Below are 18,142 nucleotides of genomic sequence, written 5' to 3'. Positions count from 1 at the left end.
CACTCCGAAAGGCACGCTTTCCGAGGGGCGTGGCTTGAGCCAAGCGAACAACGTAGGGTTCGCTTTGCCGTATTTCTGTGTACTTTGCAGAAATTAAGGCACCTGTCCAGGGTCTCAAGACGCACGCTGATCCCTTAGGAGTCGGTCTTTCTCCGTTCCGGTACACGCTGTTACTCTAAAAAAATATTTACTGATAAGAACAGAAAAAAGCGTAAAGGATCCCCCTTACGTTTTTTCTGTTCTGTCCCAACCTCTTCATTTGGTAATTGTTTTACTTATAGCCTGAATAAAACATCATTCTACTTTCTTTATGTAAGGTAAGTAGGTGAGTGTTCTGAACATTTTTCGTCACCGTAAGATAATGAGAACCTTCATTCCAAGACGTATTCGGTTGAATCCATAACTGTCTGAAATTTAGTGGATTTACTTTGGCCGTGAAGTCAAGGACCCGTGTTCCACCGTCTGATTCCCTTGAGATGACAATGTCTTGACTATAATCCTTTAACGGAGATAATGGCTGAGTGAATATGACAGTGAATACTTTAGTTGCGAGGACCTTCTGATTATCAAAGTCACTCGTAAACTCGTAGCCTACACCGTTACGCACTACGTTGACTGTCGCAATCGCCGCGGCTCCATTAGCCCTAGCCGTCACAAATACGGTACCGACTTTTTTGGCTGTGACGACTCCGCGCTGATCGACTTCTGCAATAGAAGGATCTGAAGAAGACCAGATGACCGTTTGATCCGTTGCGTTAACTGGATGAACTGTAGCGTACAGTGCGAATTTTGGTTCCGGCGTCGTATCCGTCACAGATGGAGAGTTCACACCAATCGCCAAGTCCATCGTTACTGCTTCAGCACTTAATTCCACGCTGTGCACTGGAATCTTTTGAGCAGGAAGCATTTGATGCACTCGTTCCAAGCTGAGTAAACCTGATCCGAAGTATAAAGATGTACCAGGTTCCGCCAAACGTGTTGCTGTAGCTTGCAGTATCTCTTTGATCTCTTGCGGTGTTTTTTCTGGTTGCAATGACTTTACAATAGCTGCCGCTCCCGCCACAATTGGTGATGAGAATGAAGTTCCTTCACCTACACCGTAATCCCCTTCATTTGTAGTCGTGAAAATAAACGTTCCTGGTGCTACTAAAGTCAAGTTTTCATTGTAGTTCGAGGACTTCACATGCTGATTACGTTGATCGGTCGAACCTACCGATATCACATGTTCATATGACGCTGGATAAAAAGGTCGATTATCTTCCTCTGCTTTATTACCAGCTGCCGCCACTACCGTGATGCCCGCTTGAATTGCACGTTGGATCGCTCGTTCTTCAATATCCGATTTTACCGGGCCGCCAAGACTTAGGTTGATCACGTCTGCCTTTAGCTTCACTGCATGATCAATGGCTGCGATAATATAGGACGTTTTCGTTGTCTGGCTAGCCCCGAATACTTTTAGCGGCAAAATTTTCACGTCAAAAGGACCTGCTATTCCTGAAACGCCCTCTCTATTACCGTACTCTGCAGCGATGATTCCCGACACCTTAGTTCCATGGCCGGTTTCATCACGCACATTACCATTATCATTATCATTATAGAAATTCTGTCCCCCTAGTTGAATTCGCTTCTGCAAATCTACATGTTGCGTATCAATACCTGAATCAATTACCGCTACAGTTACGTCCTTCTTCTGTTCAGACACACGTGACCAAATCGTTTCTGCACCTACACGTGGGAGCCACCATTGTTCCACAATATACGGGTCATTGGAAGATTCAGCTGCCAAGTGTCTTTCAACATTTGCTTCTATAAGTAAAACATTCGGATCTTCCTGAAGTTCACGTCTAAGTGTTTCTGCGTCTATACCTTCCTTTACACTCCATAACTCCACGTCAGAAGAAATCTTCTTACGCACTTCCACTCGCCCTTCTAGTTCCTCACTAAAAGTCATGCGAGCGTCTTCCGCATATTCCACTAGCCACTCGGTAACTGGTGATTGTGCGTGACTATGTATGGGTTTACTCGTAATGAATCCAAAAAATATCGATACTAACAATAAAATAACCAAACTACTTTTCTTCATAACATTCCCCTTTCCTCATTCATTGGCTCAATCAAAAGAATGACTATAGTCCATGTTACCCCGTGACGTTCAATAGAACTAGAGTTAATTCCATTTTAATGAAAATTACAGAGAGCCATCTGCTGTTTATAAAAATTAAAAAGTATTGGTTGCATTTCTCACGTATACCAAGTAAAGTAGGGGTTAATTAAACTTTCACTTATTTCGATTATTCGGAAATAAGGATAGAGGCGCAAAAACCATTAGTACACAATCGGAGAATCATGAGGTTCTGTGAAGATTGTCGAAAGGGGAATTTGCCGAAGCGGTGAGATTCTCATGATCTCTAAGCTGATCCTGGACTGAACAAGTGCAGGATTGTCATATAGGAGACTATATGGTGGGCTATCTCGTGCAAAGAAATAATTCATTATTTCAACGCAACAGCGAGCCCTCGTTGTTGCTTTTTGCGTTCAATTACGTTTCGCCCCCACCTCTATGTTTTTTAATAAAATGATAGGATGTGGAGAATAATGAATTTCGGATCAATTATGACAGCGATGGTTACTCCGTTTGACGAAAGAGGAGACATCGATTACCCAGCAACACAACACTTAATCAATCACTTACTAGCCAATGGAACAGATGCGTTAGTCGTCGCAGGTACGACAGGTGAATCCCCTACGCTTACTGCGCAAGAGAAAGTGGAATTATTCAAGTTTACCGTACAAACTGTTGCAGGCCGTGCACCGGTTATTGCCGGGACAGGAACAAACAGTACAAGAGAATCGATCGACCTAACGATCCAAGCAGAAGAAGCTGGCGTTGACGGCATCATGCTTGTCGTACCATACTATAATAAGCCGTGTCAGGAAGGGTTGTACCAGCACTTCCAGACGATCGCACAAACGACTACATTGCCAGTCATGCTCTATAACATACCGGGACGTAGCGCAGTAAATATGTTGCCTGAAACGATTATCCGATTAGCTAATAACGTTTCGAATATTACGTCCGTCAAAGAAGCAAGCGGTAATTTAGACGCCGTTGCAGCTATTATCGAACATACCGGAGACGACTTCTTTGTCTATACAGGTGATGACTCGTCTACACTTCCTGTACTGGCTATTGGCGGCACAGGCGTCGTATCGGTTTCCGCTCATATTATAGGCAATGAAATGCAAGAAATGGTGCGTCACTTCAAAATGGGCAACACAAAGCAAGCGGCTACGATCTACCGCGGCCTATTGCCCATCATGAAAGCGATGTTCGCTGCTCCAAACCCTTCACCTACGAAGGCTGCATTGAACTTGACAGGCGTACCGGTTGGCGGTGTTCGTTTACCCATGATTGCGTTGCCTGACGAACAAGTAGAATCATTGAAAGACCTTCTAGCTCTTCGTAATCAATCCGTAGTCGGACTGTGAGTAATAAAATAGAAGCTGCACCGAGAAGACCTAACGATACAGTCTTTTCGGTGCAGCTTTTATATTCACTTCTATTAATAAAAGACGTAGTTACCGCTTAGGCATCCTGCAACTGACGCCATAAAATCTTCCCACTACTCGTAGTTGGGAAACTATCACGGAACTCGACGATCCGTGGATATTTATAACTCGCCATCTGCTCCTTCGACCATTCGATAATCTCTTCGCCAGTTACTTTTCCTTTATACCCTTCATCCAAAATAATGAGTGCTTTTACGGTTTCACCACGCACTTCATCAGGAGACCGAACGACACACGCCTGCTGAACCGCTGGATGTTTATATAGAATCGACTCCACTTCAGTCGGCCATACTTTAAATCCAGCCGCATTGATCATCCGTTTAACGCGGTCTACGATAAAGAAATAGCCTTCGTCGTCCATTCGTACAATATCGCCCGTGCGGAAAAATTGTTTACCGTCTAGCAGTAGATGGCTCGCTTTCGTTTCTTCTTCTTGATTATAATACCCTTTAAACATTTGAGGCGCATGGACCACTAGCTCGCCTTCCTCTTCTACTCCGAGTTCTTCTCCAGTCGTCGGATCAATAATACGGGCATCTACACCGAATGCAGGAATACCAAGACATTGCAATTTAGGTCGATTCGGTGGATTGAAATGAGTATGCGACATCGTTTCCGAGAGACCGTACCCTTCTACATAATCAAGTCCCGTTCGTTGTCGGAGTTTTTCACCCACTGCAATAGGAAGCGTTGCCCCTCCGCCACCGACTATCTCTAGAGAGGAAATATTGTAATCGGCGAGCTGAGGATTCGCGAGGAAATCAATCAGCATCGTACTAATATTGATCCAGTGGCTGACTCGGAAATGCTCAATCGCCTTCATCGCATAATCGCGATCCCATCTCGTGAGAATCACCGTATTACTCCCTGCCAAAATAGGATTCAGCGCACTGTGCGTCAGTCCTGTTACATGGAATAAAGGCAAACTTGTCAATACCACCGTGTCTGGACCCATCGTCATCCAATGATACGAACCTGTCGTATTGGCCTGCACCGTACGATTTGTATGGATACAGCCTTTTGGCGCTCCAGTTGTTCCTGATGTATACGGAATCATCGCCATATCGTCACTCTCACCTGTGTAGGCTGACGGGATGTTAGCTGCATGTAGCGCAAATTTCCACGAAATAGTCTTCGCTAGTTCCTTAGCAGGCGCCTTTACTTCTGCAGGTATTTCAGCTAATGCTTTTCCTTCATTAATATAATCCGAATAAGCAGCAGAAATTACGGTTTGAAGTGTCGTCGTACCTATTAGCGGCTCTAGTTTCGGATACAATTCCTGTCCGATAAACGCCAGTCGAATGTCTCCGTCTTCCAAGAAAAACTGCAAATCTTTCGTCGTACTCATCGGATTGATCGCGACAACGACTGCCCGCACGCGCAATATTGCAAATAAACTCACGAGAAACTGTGGCGAGTTTTGCATAAGTAGCAAAACACGATCCCCTTTTTTCACTTGGCACTCGTGTTCAAGATAGCCTGCCATCTTCTCTGTTTCGTCCAGTAATTGACTGTACGTTGCGGATCCTCCATAAAATTCATAAGCAGTTTTGTTCGGATATTTCTTCGCAGTGATCGCCAAATTATCATAAATCGTTGTTTCAGGTAATGTAAGAGATTTGGCAATACGCGGCGGCCAAAATTCAAAATGAGCTGTATGTTTCATTCAATTCACTCCTCAACTATTGTATACGCTTACAAACGGATCACAGACAACTTCATGACCAGACAAATATGGTGCGACTTCAAGCTTTTCTTTTTGACTGACGAAATGCAAATCCTCGCTTACTCCCATTTCCAGCATTGCGCTGCCTACCTGTGTTTGTGCAAGTACTATTTCACTTTGATCCTTCTGGCTATCGTAAAACAACTTGGCTCCGAGCGCACTGTCCGTTAATTGAACAGCATTCTCTCCTGCTAGCTGAATGAGTTCAGATAAAAAGTACCCTGCACCGTAGAAGTCTTCTAAGCAAAATTGATTGGCAGATCCTGCACAAGTGAGTAAAATCGTTTCATCTTCATATTCTTCATACACTTTTCGAGCTACTGCTGGGCTATTCAATAATGATGCAATCCATACTTTACGCGCAGCTGTAGCCTTTCGGATCGCCACTGTACCGTTAGTCGTTCGCAGGATCAACGTTTTATCCGCGACCTTTTCTTGAAGGGCTAGCGGTAACGGATAGAAGAACCCATCAATTGGCAAGCCGTTCCACTCACCCGCCATACAATAGTCATCAGTCGACAAGCTTTTTGCAATCTCATGCGCTTCCTCTTCATCAGCTACCGGAATGACTGCCCGTGCTCCAAACGACAGGCAGGCAGAAATCGTAGAAGTCGCTAATAACACATCAAAGACGACAACTGTTTTCGACGTATCGAGCTTCGCCTCATCCAACTCTTCTTTCTTAAAAAGCAAATGAATCTTCACCCTGTCACCCCTTACTTCCTAGCGCTAAGTAACGCGTACTGAATTAAATTTTCAACAAACACATGGAAGTGAGCAAAGCGTTGATCTTGCGTTTGTCCTTTTTTATAGCGGTAATAAATCTGCTGGCAAATGACGGCTAATTTGAAGTAGGCAAACGTCAAATAATAATCGATCGAGCTGACATCACGTCCGCTCTTCTCTGCATAGCGTTGGATAAATTCATCTCTTGTGAAAAACCCTTCCATCACTGTAACGGGTGGTTTACCCAGTCCTTTTTTCAGCATTTCGGGATCATCTGCCTGTATCCAATAACTCATCGCAGCGCCCACGTCAGCGAGTGGATCGCCTACTGTCGTCATTTCCCAGTCAAACAACCCCGTCATTTCGGAATAGTCTTCTGAAAACATCGCATTGTTTAATTTATAATCGTAATGAATTATCGTAGGCTCTGCAGACGCTGGTACATGACTCTTCAAGTACTCAGTCAATTCATCCAGGCCTTTTACTTCATTCGTTTTCGCACGTTCATAGCGCCCGATCCACCCGGCAACTTGCCGCTCCATAAAGCCTTCAGGTTTCACCATATCCACTAACTTCGTCTTCTTATAATCTACTTGATGCAAACTGACCAATTGTTCTACTAGTAATTCAGAAATCTTGCGGCCGAGTTCAGGCGTATAGGCTGTGTCGTCAGGAAATTCCGTGTCTAGCACGATGCCATTTCGACGTTCCATAATGAAAAATGGACTTCCGACAATCTCTTCATCGCTAGAAAATACATATGGTTTTGGAGCTGCTTTAAAATACGGATGCAAAGTCGATAAAATTTGATATTCTCTCTCCATATCATGTGCTTTCGGTGCAACTGGCCCTAGTGGCGGTCTACGCAACACTGCTTCCCATTCATTAATTCGCAGAAGATACGTTAAATTCGAATGCCCCGCACTAAACTGGCGAATGTGTAATTCCCCTTCTGGCGCTTCTGGAATATGATCATGAATAAAGTGTTGTAGCTTCTCTTTATTCAATTCTTCTCCAGACCGTACGTCAATTGTTATAGCATTCTCCATAGTACATCCTCCTTTTCATACTAACCAGTAGGTATGTTGTGCATAAGCTGATTTCTCAGCTTAGCGCGGAATGATTCCTTCAAGTAAAAGACTAGAAAATAGTTCAATCAATTCATCCGCAGACATATTCCCTTTTGGATTGAACCAGTTGTAGCTGTAATTCGTAATGCCTAATACGCCGAAAGCCACAATATCTGCACGCAAATCTTGACGGAACTCACCTGCTTCGATGCTATCCGTAATCAGTTGCTCGATATTTAAGCGAAACAGATCTCGTTGTTTTTCAATCGTATCGACATTCTGTTCAACTAAATGGCGCATCTCACGGAAAAACACGCGACCACTTGGCCCGTTATACTGAATATCATGAATCAGCAATGCGATAATAGCTTCTAGCTTTTCACGGCCTGATAAATGATCCGATTCCAAAATCGTCTGCTGGCGTTTCAGCAAATCCGAAATATATTCCAAATGAATTTCCATCAATAATTGTTCTTTACTATTGAAATAATAATAGAATGTTCCTTTTGTCACACCGATTGCTTCGACTATATCTTGAATCGATGTATCACTAAACCCTTTCTCTTCAAACAACAACACACTCGCTTGTGTAATTTTAGCTTTCATACTCATTCCCCGACCCTCTTCATGTTATTTACCTCATACTATATCACATTTTGGCGGATCGAATCTTCACGCGGAATGAATGAAATGGAACTCTGATCATACCTAACATTTATCGATACTTCTTCAATTCCAATCTAGCAATCTGTCTTGAATGCACTTCATCTGGACCATCTGCAATACGCAGCGTTCGCGCTCCTGCATACATATATGCAAGCGGGAAGTCTTCACTAACACCTGCTCCGCCAAATGCTTGAATCGCTCGATCAATGACACGCAATGCCATATTCGGTGCCACTACTTTAATCATAGCGATTTCTGCTTTCGCAACTTTATTACCGACTGTATCCATCATGTACGCAGCTTTTAACGTCAGCAGACGAGCCTGTTCGATATCCATCCGTGATTCCGCAATCCATTGTTGCACGACACCGTGATTTGAAATCTTTTGGCCAAACGTCTCCCGTTCACTTGTTCTCTTGCACATCAATTCAAGTGCACGTTCAGCCGCACCGATTAAACGCATACAATGGTGAATACGGCCAGGCCCTAATCTACCTTGCGCAATCGCAAACCCTTTCCCTTCGCCCCACAATATATTTTCTCCTGGCACACGTACATCGGTAAAGAGAATTTCTGCGTGTCCATGCGGTGCATCATCATAACCGAAAACAGGTAGCATACGCTCCACTGTTACACCTTTTGCATCCATCGGCACAAGAATCATCGATTGCTGCTCATGTTTCGCCGCATTCGGGTCACTCTTGCCCATAAAGATCATCACTTTACAGCGAGGATCTCCAGCACCTGAAGTCCACCATTTCCTACCGTTTATCACATACTCATCGCCGTCGCGTACAATACTCGATTCAATATTCGTCGCATCACTCGATGCCACGTCCTTTTCCGTCATCGCAAACGCTGAGCGAATCTCCCCTTCAAGTAAAGGCTCAAGCCATTGCTTCTTCTGCTCATCCGTACCATAACGCGCCAACACTTCCATATTGCCAGTATCCGGCGCATTGCAATTGAAAATCTCCGGTGCCAAGAATGAACGGCCCATAATTTCACAAAGCGGTGCGTATTCCAGATTCGTCAATCCCGCCCCATAACTATCATCCGGAAGAAACAAGTTCCAAAGCCCCTTTTCTTTCGCCTTTGCTTTCAATTCATCTATAATCGGCGGAATCTTATTCCAACGGTCTCCTTGTTCCTCTTGCTGTTGACGAAAGACACTTTCGTTCGGATAAATATACTCTTCCATAAATTGCGTCACTTGCTCCTGTAACTTTACTACTTTTTCGGAATATGAAAAGTTCATCATCTATGACTTCCTTTCGTTTATACTAACCAGTTGGTATGTTCTGAATATTCTACTACTATACTGGATTTGTTGTGGGGTTGCAAGGTGGTTTTTCGGTTTTCGTGGTGATACGGTACCAGGTCCCCGCACAATTCGCACACAATTCATTCAGGAATTCAATTTTTCTATAGGAATAGCCGTATAAATTCAATTCTTCGAACCCACAACGTGATTCGTATGCGCTTTACGCTTTTCAAAATTCCATTTTACTCTTTTGACCAAAACAAAACTTCTCCTCTATACTCAATATATTCATAACATAATAGGAGGAGAAATCAATGGCAAGACGTAAACGGAATTGGAGGCCTAATGCCAACTACCATGTCGTCATCCGCGGCAACAATCGACAGAACATCTACGCTACGGAAGAAGACATGTGGCATTTGATGCGATGCATAGGCCATGCGTCTATCGATTATCAATTTACGATTTTTGCGTTCTGTATCATGACAAATCACTACCATATTCTGCCGCAATCTGAAGACGACTTATCTAAAAATCATGCGGCATATTAATCGAAAATACAGTGATTATTACTCAAAGCGTTACGGCTACGTCGGACAATTTTACCAAGGCCGGTATTATTTAAAGGAGGTAAAATCTCCTTACGCAATGCTAGTAGTAAGCCGCTATATTCACCGAAATCCAATCGCGACAAAAATACCTATGGTCAAATATTTGGCTGATTATCCATTCAGTACATTTCCCTACTATCACTCTTTTACTCCGTCACCCTATCCATATCTTGACACATCAAAGCTTCCACACTTTTTACCTCAACCATTCGAGAAAACCGCAGAAGCCTATGTGAACTATTGCTTGATGGAAATAGAGGATATTTTGAATGCACTCGAGAACATTGATATTCTAGAAGTGTTGACGTAATTTCAACAAAATGAAATTCAAAAAGACTTCTAATGTGCTGGATTAGAAGTCTTTTTGAATTGTGTAGGGACCTGGCACCGTCAAAGACTACCATCAATAAATCCCCATAATCCCAAGCGCAATCGCAGGAATCAATGAAAGCATAGGGAATACAATCGCAATCACGCCCATCTCTTTATACGATTCTTTATGTGTCATGCCCGTTACAATCAAAATCGTCAAGATCGCGCCATTATGAGGAAGGGAATCCAATCCACCAGAAGCAATCGATGCAATTCGGTGAAAAGCTTCAGGTGCAGGACCAGTAGTTGTCGCAATTTCATAGTAGTGCGAGCCTAGTGCTTCTAATGTGATACCGAGACCACCAGAAGCAGACCCAGTCGCTCCTGCCAAAACATTTACTGCAATGGCTTCAGAGATTAATGGATTTGCATTAATGCCTAAAATAGCATCACTTAACTTTTCGAAGCCTGGAACCGATCGCACGATAGTTCCGAATCCTACAGCGGCACTTGTGTTGATCATCGCCATGACAGAGTCACTTGCCCCACTATTGACAGCTTTCGTAAAGCCTTTGAATTCTCTAATAGAAATAACTAATATAAGAATAATGCCTGCTCCGAGTGCCAGAACGATATCCCACTTTAATAAGTTCAACGTAATAATTACAGCCAATAAAGGTAGTAAAGAAAGAATGACATGTGGATACTTTATTCTTTGTTCCATATTCAAGTCCTCTTCACGCTCTTCGAATACTTCACCCGCTTCTCTTAAGACACGTACTCTTCGATTCAAATAAAGTATGGAACAAACCACCATTACAGCGGATGAAACTAGTCCAATTATGGGAGCCGCTGCAGCCGTCGTATTAAAGTATTGTGTGGGAATTAGATTCTGTATTTGAGGGGTTCCTGGTAACGCAGTCATAGCAAATGTCATCATCCCCGCTACGATCGTTCCCGGAAGAAGTCGTCTACTAATATTGGCTTCTCTGAACATATTAACCGCCAAAGGATAAACAGCAAACACGACAACAAATACACTGACGCCACCATAAGCTAGTACACTTGCTGCAACCACCACACCAATAATCGCACGTTCTTTACCAAAAACTCGTGAGATTCCGATTGCTACTGAATGGGCCATCCCACTGTACTCCATCAGTTTCCCAAAGATCGCACCTAACATAAATACCGGGAACCATTGCTTCGCGAAATTAACAAATCCCGTCATATAGGTATCTGTATACGCATCAAGTAAGTTCAGCCCACCGAATAACGCTACAATCCCTGCACACATAGGTGCGATCCAAATGATCGACCAACCTCGATAAGCCAATACCATAAGTAACACTAAACCAATAAATATCCCTAGCATATAACCCCTCCTCTATAATCGGTATAAATCATCAGAATGACTCGGTTAACGGGAGCTTTTAAAAAGAAAGCAGGATCGGAGTTATTAAATCACTACGATCCTGCTCTTGTTTACTCAACTGCTAGGGAAATTGAAGTCTGTTTTATTTTCATTATACGAAGTATCGAACCATCTCTCAGAAACCGTCTTTGTCTTAGTAAAGAATCGCACCGTATCCGGACCAAACATTTGTCCTTCGCCAAATCTGGAGCGCTTCCAGCCACCAAAGTTGTGATAGCCTACCGGAATTGGGATCGGCACGTTGACGCCTACCATTCCTACCTCGATTTGATCCGTGAACGTTCGTGCCGCACTTCCACTGTTGGTAAAGATCGTAACGCCATTACCATACTCATGCTCATTAATTAGATCAATCGCTTGTTCCAGCGTATCCACCCGAACAACAATTCGAGCAGGGCCGAAGACTTCTTCTTTATACACGTTCATATCTGTTGTTACATGATCGAGCAATGTTGGTGCTAAATAATAACCACTTTCATCCGTTACTTTAGGGTTTCGTCCGTCCGCTGCTAGAACGGCTCCTTCTTCTATAGCCAAATCGATGGACTGTACTACACTCGCTTTTGCTTCAGCACTAATTACAGGTCCAAAATCTGCCTCCTTGTCATCAAACTTTCCGACTTTTAGTTCGTTCACTTTTTCTGTTAGCTTCGCAACAAACGCATCAGCTGTTTTCTCACCTACGGGAATCGCAGTAGAGATCGCCATACATCTTTGTGATGCGGCTCCATAAGCTGCACCGAGGAATGAATTGACCGCTGTATCGATATCCGCATCCGGCATGATGACCATATTATTCTTTCCGCCACCGAATGCCTGTACACGCTTATGATTTTTCGTTCCTTTTTCATATACTGCTTCAGCTACCTTCGTCGATCCTACAAAGCTAACAGCCATCACGTCTTTATTCGTAAGCAGTGCATCCACAGCCTCTTTATCGCCATTGACAACATTCCACACACCAGCTGGCAATCCTGCTTCAGCCCATAGCTCCGCAAGAATTAATGCAGAATGAGGTACCTTTTCTGAAGGTTTCAAAATCATTGCGTTACCCACTGCTACTGCCATCGTACTCATCGCGACAGGTACCATTACCGGGAAGTTAAATGGTGAAATACAAGTGACAACACCTAATGGTTTATGCATGGAATACGAATTGATCTCTCCCCCTACATTTACCGAGTGCTCACCTTTTAACAAGTGTGGAGCGCCAATCGCAAAGTCTACTGACTCAATACCACGTGTAATCTCACCTGTTGCATCAGAGATCGTTTTTCCGTTTTCCTCACCTATCGCATAGGCCAATCTATCCGTATTTTCTACAAGTAGGGCACGAAACTTGTGAAGAACCTCCACTCGCTTGCCTACTGAAACCTTAGCCCAGTGAGTAAATCCTTCTTTCGCTAGCTTCACGACTTCATTCACTTCTTCTGTGGAAGCCAATGGGACTTTTGCAATCTTCTCTCCAGTGGATGGATTAAAGACATCTCCAAATCGTCCACTCTTGCCTTCTACCTCTTTACCATTAATAAAATGAGTTAATGTCTTTACATCTGTTTTTTGCATATGTTCATTCCTCCTAAATTATAATAGATTTTTTATACGTTTTGTTTTTGCTTATTCAACTGATCTTGGATCATCAAGTAGGCAGAAGACATATCTTCATGAGCGTGACCCTTTACTATTTCTGCTTCATAGTATTCGATTAGTTGCGACGCAATCGGTAGCTCTCCGTCAAGAGAATCCGATACGTGCTTTGCAAGCTTCAAATCTTTTAATAATAATGAAGTCGTGAATGCACCTTTATTGTACTCATCCTGTGAAATATAGGTCTTATAGTTTCGAGTAAGAATTGTACTTGCACCCGAACTGACATTGACGATGTCATACACAATATCCTGATCAACACCTGCAAGCTTTGCTAATGAAAGTGCTTCAGCAACCGCTTGATTGTGAATACCTGCCATCATATTATTGATGAGCTTAACGATAGTACCAACTCCCGGATCTTTTCCTACATGGAATACATTCGATCCAATAGTTTGTAGATAAGGCAGTACCGATTCAAATGTCTCTTTTTCGCCACCTACCATGATGGATAATGTGGCATTTACCGCACCACTGACACTCCCGCTTACCGGTGCACCCAGATATTCAAGATCATGCTGCAATGCTTCTTTTTCAATCTTCCTATTCAGATCAGGTGAAATCGTACTTAAATCCACTAATATCAATGGCTTGGTAGCGCAATTGACGATCCCATCCTCGCTTAAATAAACATTTTCCGCAATAGCTGGAGTAGGTAAACTAGTGAAAACGAGATCCACTTCCTTTAGTAACGAAGCAGTAGTCAGACCTACATGTCCACCCAATTGTCCAAAGCTCTGTTCCGACTCTTTATTGATATCCAAAGCATAAACTGAGTAACCTTTACTCAATAAATTACTCGCCATCGGAAAACCCATATTTCCAAGCCCGATAAACCCAATCTTCTTTTCGTTAGCCATATGTTTTCCCTCCTCTTAAATTCGCTTAGATAATGTAAGCGTTATCATGATTACTAAAAAAATATAAAAACCTAACCGTTCGTAAATAGTAAACTACGTTTAAATTAGTAGCAATATTTCTCACATACCGCAGTCACATACTGCAGTCACTCAATAATATCGAGAATTGTCCGAATAGTCAACCCATTCTCTAAAAATTTTCAAAAAATTCTCTAACATGGTATTCTGTTAACAAACATGGTAAAGGAGGTACAGAACGTGACAGAACTTACACCCAGGCAAATAAAGGCGCAAGAGACCAAGAAAAACCTCCTAGAAAAAGGCTTAGAGCTTTTCCATGAAAGAGGTTTCGATAATGTAACGGTAGATAGTATTGCTAAAGCATGTAATGTTTCCAAAGGGGCATTCTACGTCCATTTTAATTCGAAATATGATGTCTTCTTGGAAAAATTTAAAGATATCGATGAATTTTACCTATCATTCATTCCGAGCATTCCCACTGATATCAAAGCTTCGGAAAAAATCCTATTGTTTTACAAAGGCCAAATGACGTATTTGAGGGATGTCTTGGGCAAAGATTTCATTCATACGATTTACACAAGTGCGCTGGCATTAACGATAGATGACGATCACTATTTGACTGATCAAAACCGTCAACTGTATCAAATTATTCGCTCCTATGTAGAGGAAGGCGTAGAAAGAAAAGAGTTTAAACAAGAGCTTTCGGTTGATGAAATTTCAATGCTCGTCACACGCTGTATGCGCGGAACGATCTACGATTGGATCATTTTTAGAGAGCGTCTGGATCCTGTAGTAGAAATTCAAAGTATAACTTCTGTAGTATTGAGTGGGTTAAAATGTGATAGCGAATGAATCTAAATCTATAAAATGTGCGATAACATATTAATCTCCCCCTGTTCATCTAGAACTTCTACAGCTTTAATTGTTATTTCAAAATAAAGATATAATCTTCTTTCATGCAAAATAGAAACTGCACGAAAGCACTGAATTTCAAATACAGTAATTTCCCAACACCTTCTACCCGTTTTTTAAGGAAGGTGTTTTTACTGCGGTGGAATCGTTTCTACAGTAACGAAATACGTTCCCCCTAATTCAACACAAACAAAAAATTCACACTTCTCATCAAACATTCTGGACCTAACACCTTATTCAGTCCCGTGCATATGTAGAATCTTCAAGCTATAATTAAATAAAACGAAGTAAAATAGATATCCTCTGGAGGCTTTTATGTTTAACGATTCATTTATTAATACACTTGTACAGTTTGAAAATGATAAAAAGTGGATGGCTGTAGCGAATTGGATGAATGAAAATTTTCCGGTCATCCAATCAGACAAGACGTTGCTTGAAGCAGCGAAGGTTTTGAAGGATATGAACATAGAGTATCTTCCTATTGTTGATCAGCAACATAGGCCAGTCGGTATGCTGACTCCCCACCATATTTTCGAAGCATTCGTCACTGGACGTGATCAACACGTATTGCTTGAGACTATATTGCCCATGCAAGTAACTGAAATAGATGAACATATATTATTAAGTGAACTTCCCATAGACTCCGATCCTACGAATGTCTTTATGGTGACCAATCAACAAGGGGTACTCACTGGCCTACTCACTCAAAACGAGATCTTTAAAGGGTTAACAGCGTTGATGGAGAGTTATATACAAAATGAAAAAGTGACCGACATTTTATCTGTCATTCTTGAAAAAGCGTATGAAGGAGTCGCTGTAGTCGATGAGAATGGGGTGATCATCGAATTCAATGATGCATATAGTAAATTCACAGGCGTACCTAGATCCGAGGCAATGGGAAGGCATGTAACAGATGTTATTGAAAACACCAATTTACATGAAACGGTCCAAAAAGGCATCCCAGAAAGAGGCGTTCTACAAAATATACAAGGACAAGACATGGTCGTTCATCGAATCCCGATCTGGAAAAACGGCAGAGTAGTCGCGGCAATTGGGATGCTCATTTTTGAAGGGGTTTCAGATATCTATCGAATCTACGAACGATTGCAATTGCAGAAAGTCATGACCGATACAGAACTCCCTCCCCTATCATCTGAAGGCTTTTCGAGTCTCAATCAAATTATTGGAACGAGTGAAGCGATATCCGATTTGAAAAGAAAAGCAAGGACTGCGGCACGGACACGAGCTGTCGTTTTACTATCAGGTGAAAAAGGCACGGGGAAAAAGGCATTCGCTGAAAGTATTCATTTATTAAGCCCGCTCGCATCAAAACCGTTTGCAATCATACACTGTACGGTAGAGAACTCGAAAAGCGTGGAAGAACAACTTTTTGGCATACACGGCATTCTCACTTCTAGCAAAGAAAGCACTCTCTACTTACAAGACATTGAAGCGTTATCTATGACTATACAAATGAAGCTATTGGACTTTTTAAGACATGCTCCAGAAGACTTCCCTGTTCAATTAATCATTTCTTCTACACAGAATTTATATGAATTAGCCCAAAGTGATGCATTCAGTTCCGAATTATATGCCCAACTCAATCCGTTGCAACTGACCATCCCTGCACTTCGTAACAGGAAAGAAGATATTCCCCATTTACTGTCACACTATATGCAGGAAATAGGCTTCACACATAAAATGCCTGAGAAGTCGTTCACCACTTCAGCAGTTACGTATTTGATGAATTACGAGTGGAAGGGCAATATTGAAGATTTAATTGATGTACTTGAAGGCTTAGTCAGCACAGTGGATTCCGATAGTATCGACGTATCAGACTTACCTAAAATGATTGTAGATGGACAAAGTATCCATACTTTAGACAAGATAAAAGAAAAACAAGACGCGGAAGAAAAAAAGATGATTATCGATTTATTAGATAAAACAGATGGCAATAAATCAAAGACTGCGGAGCTACTCGGTATCCATAGAACGACATTATACAAAAAAATGAGAAAATTTAATATTTGACCAAAATGTAGCCGTAATGCTACACTCTGTTTATAAATAAAAGTGTAGCTTATTCGCTACACTTTTTTCATTACTGCTTTACACGTATTATAATTTAAGGAGCTGACCTAATGGAAACTTGCAAAACGTTTCAAATGCCACCTACCATACTGTATCAGCAACATTCATTTGAACAGATTGGTGAAAAAGCCGTCCTTCTCGGTAAGAAAGCATTGATCATCAGCGACCAAATTATACACGAACTTGGTTACGTAAAAGATTGCCAGCAGAAATTATCAGATCATTCCGTTGACAGTGTACTATTTCTCGGTGTAGCTTCAGAACCAAATGATCAATACGTGGATGAAGCACTTCAATTATATCAAGACGAACAATGCGACTTGATCATTTCATTAGGTGGCGGAAGCTGTATAGATACTGCGAAAGCGGTTGCAGTAGTTGCGACTAACGGTGGAAACATTGCAGACTATGTCGGCATGAAGAAAATTGCCCACACGGCATCTGTCCCTCATATTGCGATTCCAACCACTGCAGGGACCGGTTCAGAAGCAACAGATGTAACGGTCATCACGAACTCAGCAACGAAAGTGAAAATGATGATCAAACAACCTGCTTTCATGCCGAATGTGGCCATTGTTGATCCATTGTTGACGCTCTCATCTCCTCAAAAAGTAACAGCTGCGACGGGTGTAGACGCACTAAGCCACGCGATTGAAGCGTACATATCTAAAAAATCGCATCCGATGACAGATATGATGGCATTGTCCGCAATCAAGTTAATTTCAAAGAACTTGCACAAAGCCTTCATTGACGGTCAAAATATTGAAGCGAGAGAAGGCATGTCACTCGCTGCCCTTCAAGCTGGAAGTGCGTTCTCCAATGCGTCTGTTTGTTTAATCCATGGAATGTCTCGTCCAATTGGTGCCCTATTTGATGTGCCGCACGGTTTCTCAAATGCGATGCTTTTACCTGCTTTACTGGAGTATAGCAAAGATTCATGTATTAGTAGACTTGCAGACATCGGTCGAATCTTCTCTACCAAAGCAGTACAATTATCAGATGAGGATGCTGCAGAAGTTGCTGTGCAATCTGTGAAAGACTTATGTAAATCGCTACAAATTCCAAATCTCGAACAATGGGGAATCCCACGTGAAGATTTTGTAAGCGCTCTCAGTAAAATGTCTACAGACGCAATCGATAGCGGGAGTCCTGGCAATAACCCGAAAACGCCTTCCAATGAAAAAATCGCAGAGCTGTATCAAATATGCTATGAATATCAATTTTAATACAA

The 18,142-nt window shown here is 42.2% G+C and carries 14 protein-coding genes and 1 riboswitch; of the genes, 5 read left to right on the top strand and 9 right to left on the bottom strand.

Translation table 11 applies throughout. From position 1 onward, the window contains the following. Positions 1-271: 271 nt before the first annotated feature. Positions 272-2,083, bottom strand: a complete 1,812-nt coding sequence (locus CSV61_RS08875; RefSeq protein ID WP_099638926.1) for a S8 family peptidase — start codon at positions 2,081-2,083, stop codon at positions 272-274. A 217-nt stretch (positions 2,084-2,300) separates the two neighbouring features. Further along, positions 2,301-2,478: riboswitch (Lysine riboswitch) on the top strand. A gap of 117 nt (positions 2,479-2,595) precedes the next feature. Here CSV61_RS08875 and dapA point away from each other — a divergent pair. Further along, positions 2,596-3,489 (top strand): 4-hydroxy-tetrahydrodipicolinate synthase, encoded by an 894-nt coding sequence (gene dapA, locus CSV61_RS08870; protein ID WP_099638925.1) that lies wholly within the window; start codon positions 2,596-2,598, stop codon positions 3,487-3,489. Between the two features lie 97 nt (positions 3,490-3,586). Here the strand turns inward: dapA and CSV61_RS08865 are convergent, their stop codons facing one another. The 5 genes from CSV61_RS08865 to CSV61_RS08845 all read right to left on the bottom strand — a co-directional run bounded on the left by CSV61_RS08865 (position 3,587) and on the right by CSV61_RS08845 (position 9,016). Continuing rightward, positions 3,587-5,236, bottom strand: coding sequence for a long-chain-fatty-acid--CoA ligase (locus CSV61_RS08865; protein ID WP_099638924.1), 1,650 nt, complete (start codon positions 5,234-5,236; stop codon positions 3,587-3,589). Between the two features lie 12 nt (positions 5,237-5,248). Further along, a complete protein-coding gene (locus CSV61_RS08860; RefSeq protein WP_099638923.1) occupies positions 5,249-6,001 on the bottom strand; it encodes a 2-phosphosulfolactate phosphatase in 753 nt (250 codons plus the stop codon). An 11-nt stretch (positions 6,002-6,012) separates the two neighbouring features. Then, a complete protein-coding gene (locus CSV61_RS08855) occupies positions 6,013-7,071 on the bottom strand; it encodes a phosphotransferase family protein (protein ID WP_099638922.1) in 1,059 nt (352 codons plus the stop codon). A gap of 60 nt (positions 7,072-7,131) precedes the next feature. Continuing rightward, positions 7,132-7,704, bottom strand: coding sequence for a TetR/AcrR family transcriptional regulator (locus tag CSV61_RS08850; RefSeq protein WP_335695487.1), 573 nt, complete (start codon positions 7,702-7,704; stop codon positions 7,132-7,134). Between the two features lie 103 nt (positions 7,705-7,807). After that, on the bottom strand, positions 7,808-9,016 hold the full coding sequence (locus tag CSV61_RS08845) for an acyl-CoA dehydrogenase (RefSeq protein ID WP_099638938.1): 1,209 nt from the start codon (positions 9,014-9,016) through the stop codon (positions 7,808-7,810). A gap of 320 nt (positions 9,017-9,336) precedes the next feature. On the opposite strand from CSV61_RS08845, the gene CSV61_RS17085 reads away from it, so the two are divergent. Then, positions 9,337-9,573 (top strand): transposase, encoded by a 237-nt coding sequence (locus CSV61_RS17085; RefSeq protein ID WP_233193561.1) that lies wholly within the window; start codon positions 9,337-9,339, stop codon positions 9,571-9,573. Between the two features lie 463 nt (positions 9,574-10,036). Here the strand turns inward: CSV61_RS17085 and CSV61_RS08835 are convergent, their stop codons facing one another. From CSV61_RS08835 to CSV61_RS08825, 3 genes are all read right to left on the bottom strand, one after another. Beyond that, on the bottom strand, positions 10,037-11,320 hold the full coding sequence (locus tag CSV61_RS08835) for a GntP family permease (protein WP_099638921.1): 1,284 nt from the start codon (positions 11,318-11,320) through the stop codon (positions 10,037-10,039). A 114-nt stretch (positions 11,321-11,434) separates the two neighbouring features. Next, the gene (locus CSV61_RS08830) at positions 11,435-12,946 is read right to left on the bottom strand and encodes a CoA-acylating methylmalonate-semialdehyde dehydrogenase (RefSeq protein WP_099638920.1); all 1,512 of its coding nucleotides are present in this window, start codon (positions 12,944-12,946) and stop codon (positions 11,435-11,437) included. Positions 12,947-12,978: 32 nt separating this feature from the next. Continuing rightward, the gene (locus tag CSV61_RS08825; RefSeq protein ID WP_099638919.1) at positions 12,979-13,887 is read right to left on the bottom strand and encodes an NAD(P)-dependent oxidoreductase; all 909 of its coding nucleotides are present in this window, start codon (positions 13,885-13,887) and stop codon (positions 12,979-12,981) included. A gap of 258 nt (positions 13,888-14,145) precedes the next feature. Here CSV61_RS08825 and CSV61_RS08820 point away from each other — a divergent pair, with 258 nt between their 5' ends. From CSV61_RS08820 to CSV61_RS08810, 3 genes are all read left to right on the top strand, one after another. Next, a complete protein-coding gene (locus CSV61_RS08820) occupies positions 14,146-14,760 on the top strand; it encodes a TetR/AcrR family transcriptional regulator (protein ID WP_099638918.1) in 615 nt (204 codons plus the stop codon). 375 nt (positions 14,761-15,135) lie between these two features. After that, complete coding sequence (locus tag CSV61_RS08815) at positions 15,136-16,851, top strand: sigma 54-interacting transcriptional regulator (protein WP_099638917.1); 1,716 nt, start codon at positions 15,136-15,138, stop codon at positions 16,849-16,851. 110 nt (positions 16,852-16,961) lie between these two features. Then, positions 16,962-18,137, top strand: coding sequence for an iron-containing alcohol dehydrogenase (locus CSV61_RS08810; protein ID WP_099638916.1), 1,176 nt, complete (start codon positions 16,962-16,964; stop codon positions 18,135-18,137). Positions 18,138-18,142 lie beyond the last annotated feature (5 nt).

Source organism: Sporosarcina sp. P3 (assembly GCF_002743415.1).
Taxonomy (GTDB): Bacteria; Bacillota; Bacilli; order Bacillales_A; family Planococcaceae; genus Sporosarcina; species Sporosarcina ureae_A.
Note: the sequence above shows the minus strand (reverse complement) of the source record. Positions and strands in the feature narration are given on the sequence as shown.

Excerpts from the sequence above, each read along its gene's own strand:
- CSV61_RS08825 (WP_099638919.1), bottom strand. The coding sequence starts at position 13,887 with ATGGCTAACGAAAAGAAGATTGGGTTTATCGGGCTTGGAAATATGGGT.
- CSV61_RS08845 (WP_099638938.1), bottom strand. The coding sequence starts at position 9,016 with ATGAACTTTTCATATTCCGAAAAAGTAGTAAAGTTACAGGAGCAAGTG.
- CSV61_RS17085 (WP_233193561.1), top strand. The coding sequence starts at position 9,337 with ATGGCAAGACGTAAACGGAATTGGAGGCCTAATGCCAACTACCATGTC.
- CSV61_RS08830 (WP_099638920.1), bottom strand. The coding sequence starts at position 12,946 with ATGCAAAAAACAGATGTAAAGACATTAACTCATTTTATTAATGGTAAA.
- CSV61_RS08810 (WP_099638916.1), top strand. The coding sequence starts at position 16,962 with ATGGAAACTTGCAAAACGTTTCAAATGCCACCTACCATACTGTATCAG.
- CSV61_RS08815 (WP_099638917.1), top strand. The coding sequence starts at position 15,136 with ATGTTTAACGATTCATTTATTAATACACTTGTACAGTTTGAAAATGAT.
- CSV61_RS08850 (WP_335695487.1), bottom strand. The coding sequence starts at position 7,704 with ATGAGTATGAAAGCTAAAATTACACAAGCGAGTGTGTTGTTGTTTGAA.
- CSV61_RS08875 (WP_099638926.1), bottom strand. The coding sequence starts at position 2,083 with ATGAAGAAAAGTAGTTTGGTTATTTTATTGTTAGTATCGATATTTTTT.
- dapA (WP_099638925.1), top strand. The coding sequence starts at position 2,596 with ATGAATTTCGGATCAATTATGACAGCGATGGTTACTCCGTTTGACGAA.
- CSV61_RS08855 (WP_099638922.1), bottom strand. The coding sequence starts at position 7,071 with ATGGAGAATGCTATAACAATTGACGTACGGTCTGGAGAAGAATTGAAT.
- CSV61_RS08835 (WP_099638921.1), bottom strand. The coding sequence starts at position 11,320 with ATGCTAGGGATATTTATTGGTTTAGTGTTACTTATGGTATTGGCTTAT.
- CSV61_RS08865 (WP_099638924.1), bottom strand. The coding sequence starts at position 5,236 with ATGAAACATACAGCTCATTTTGAATTTTGGCCGCCGCGTATTGCCAAA.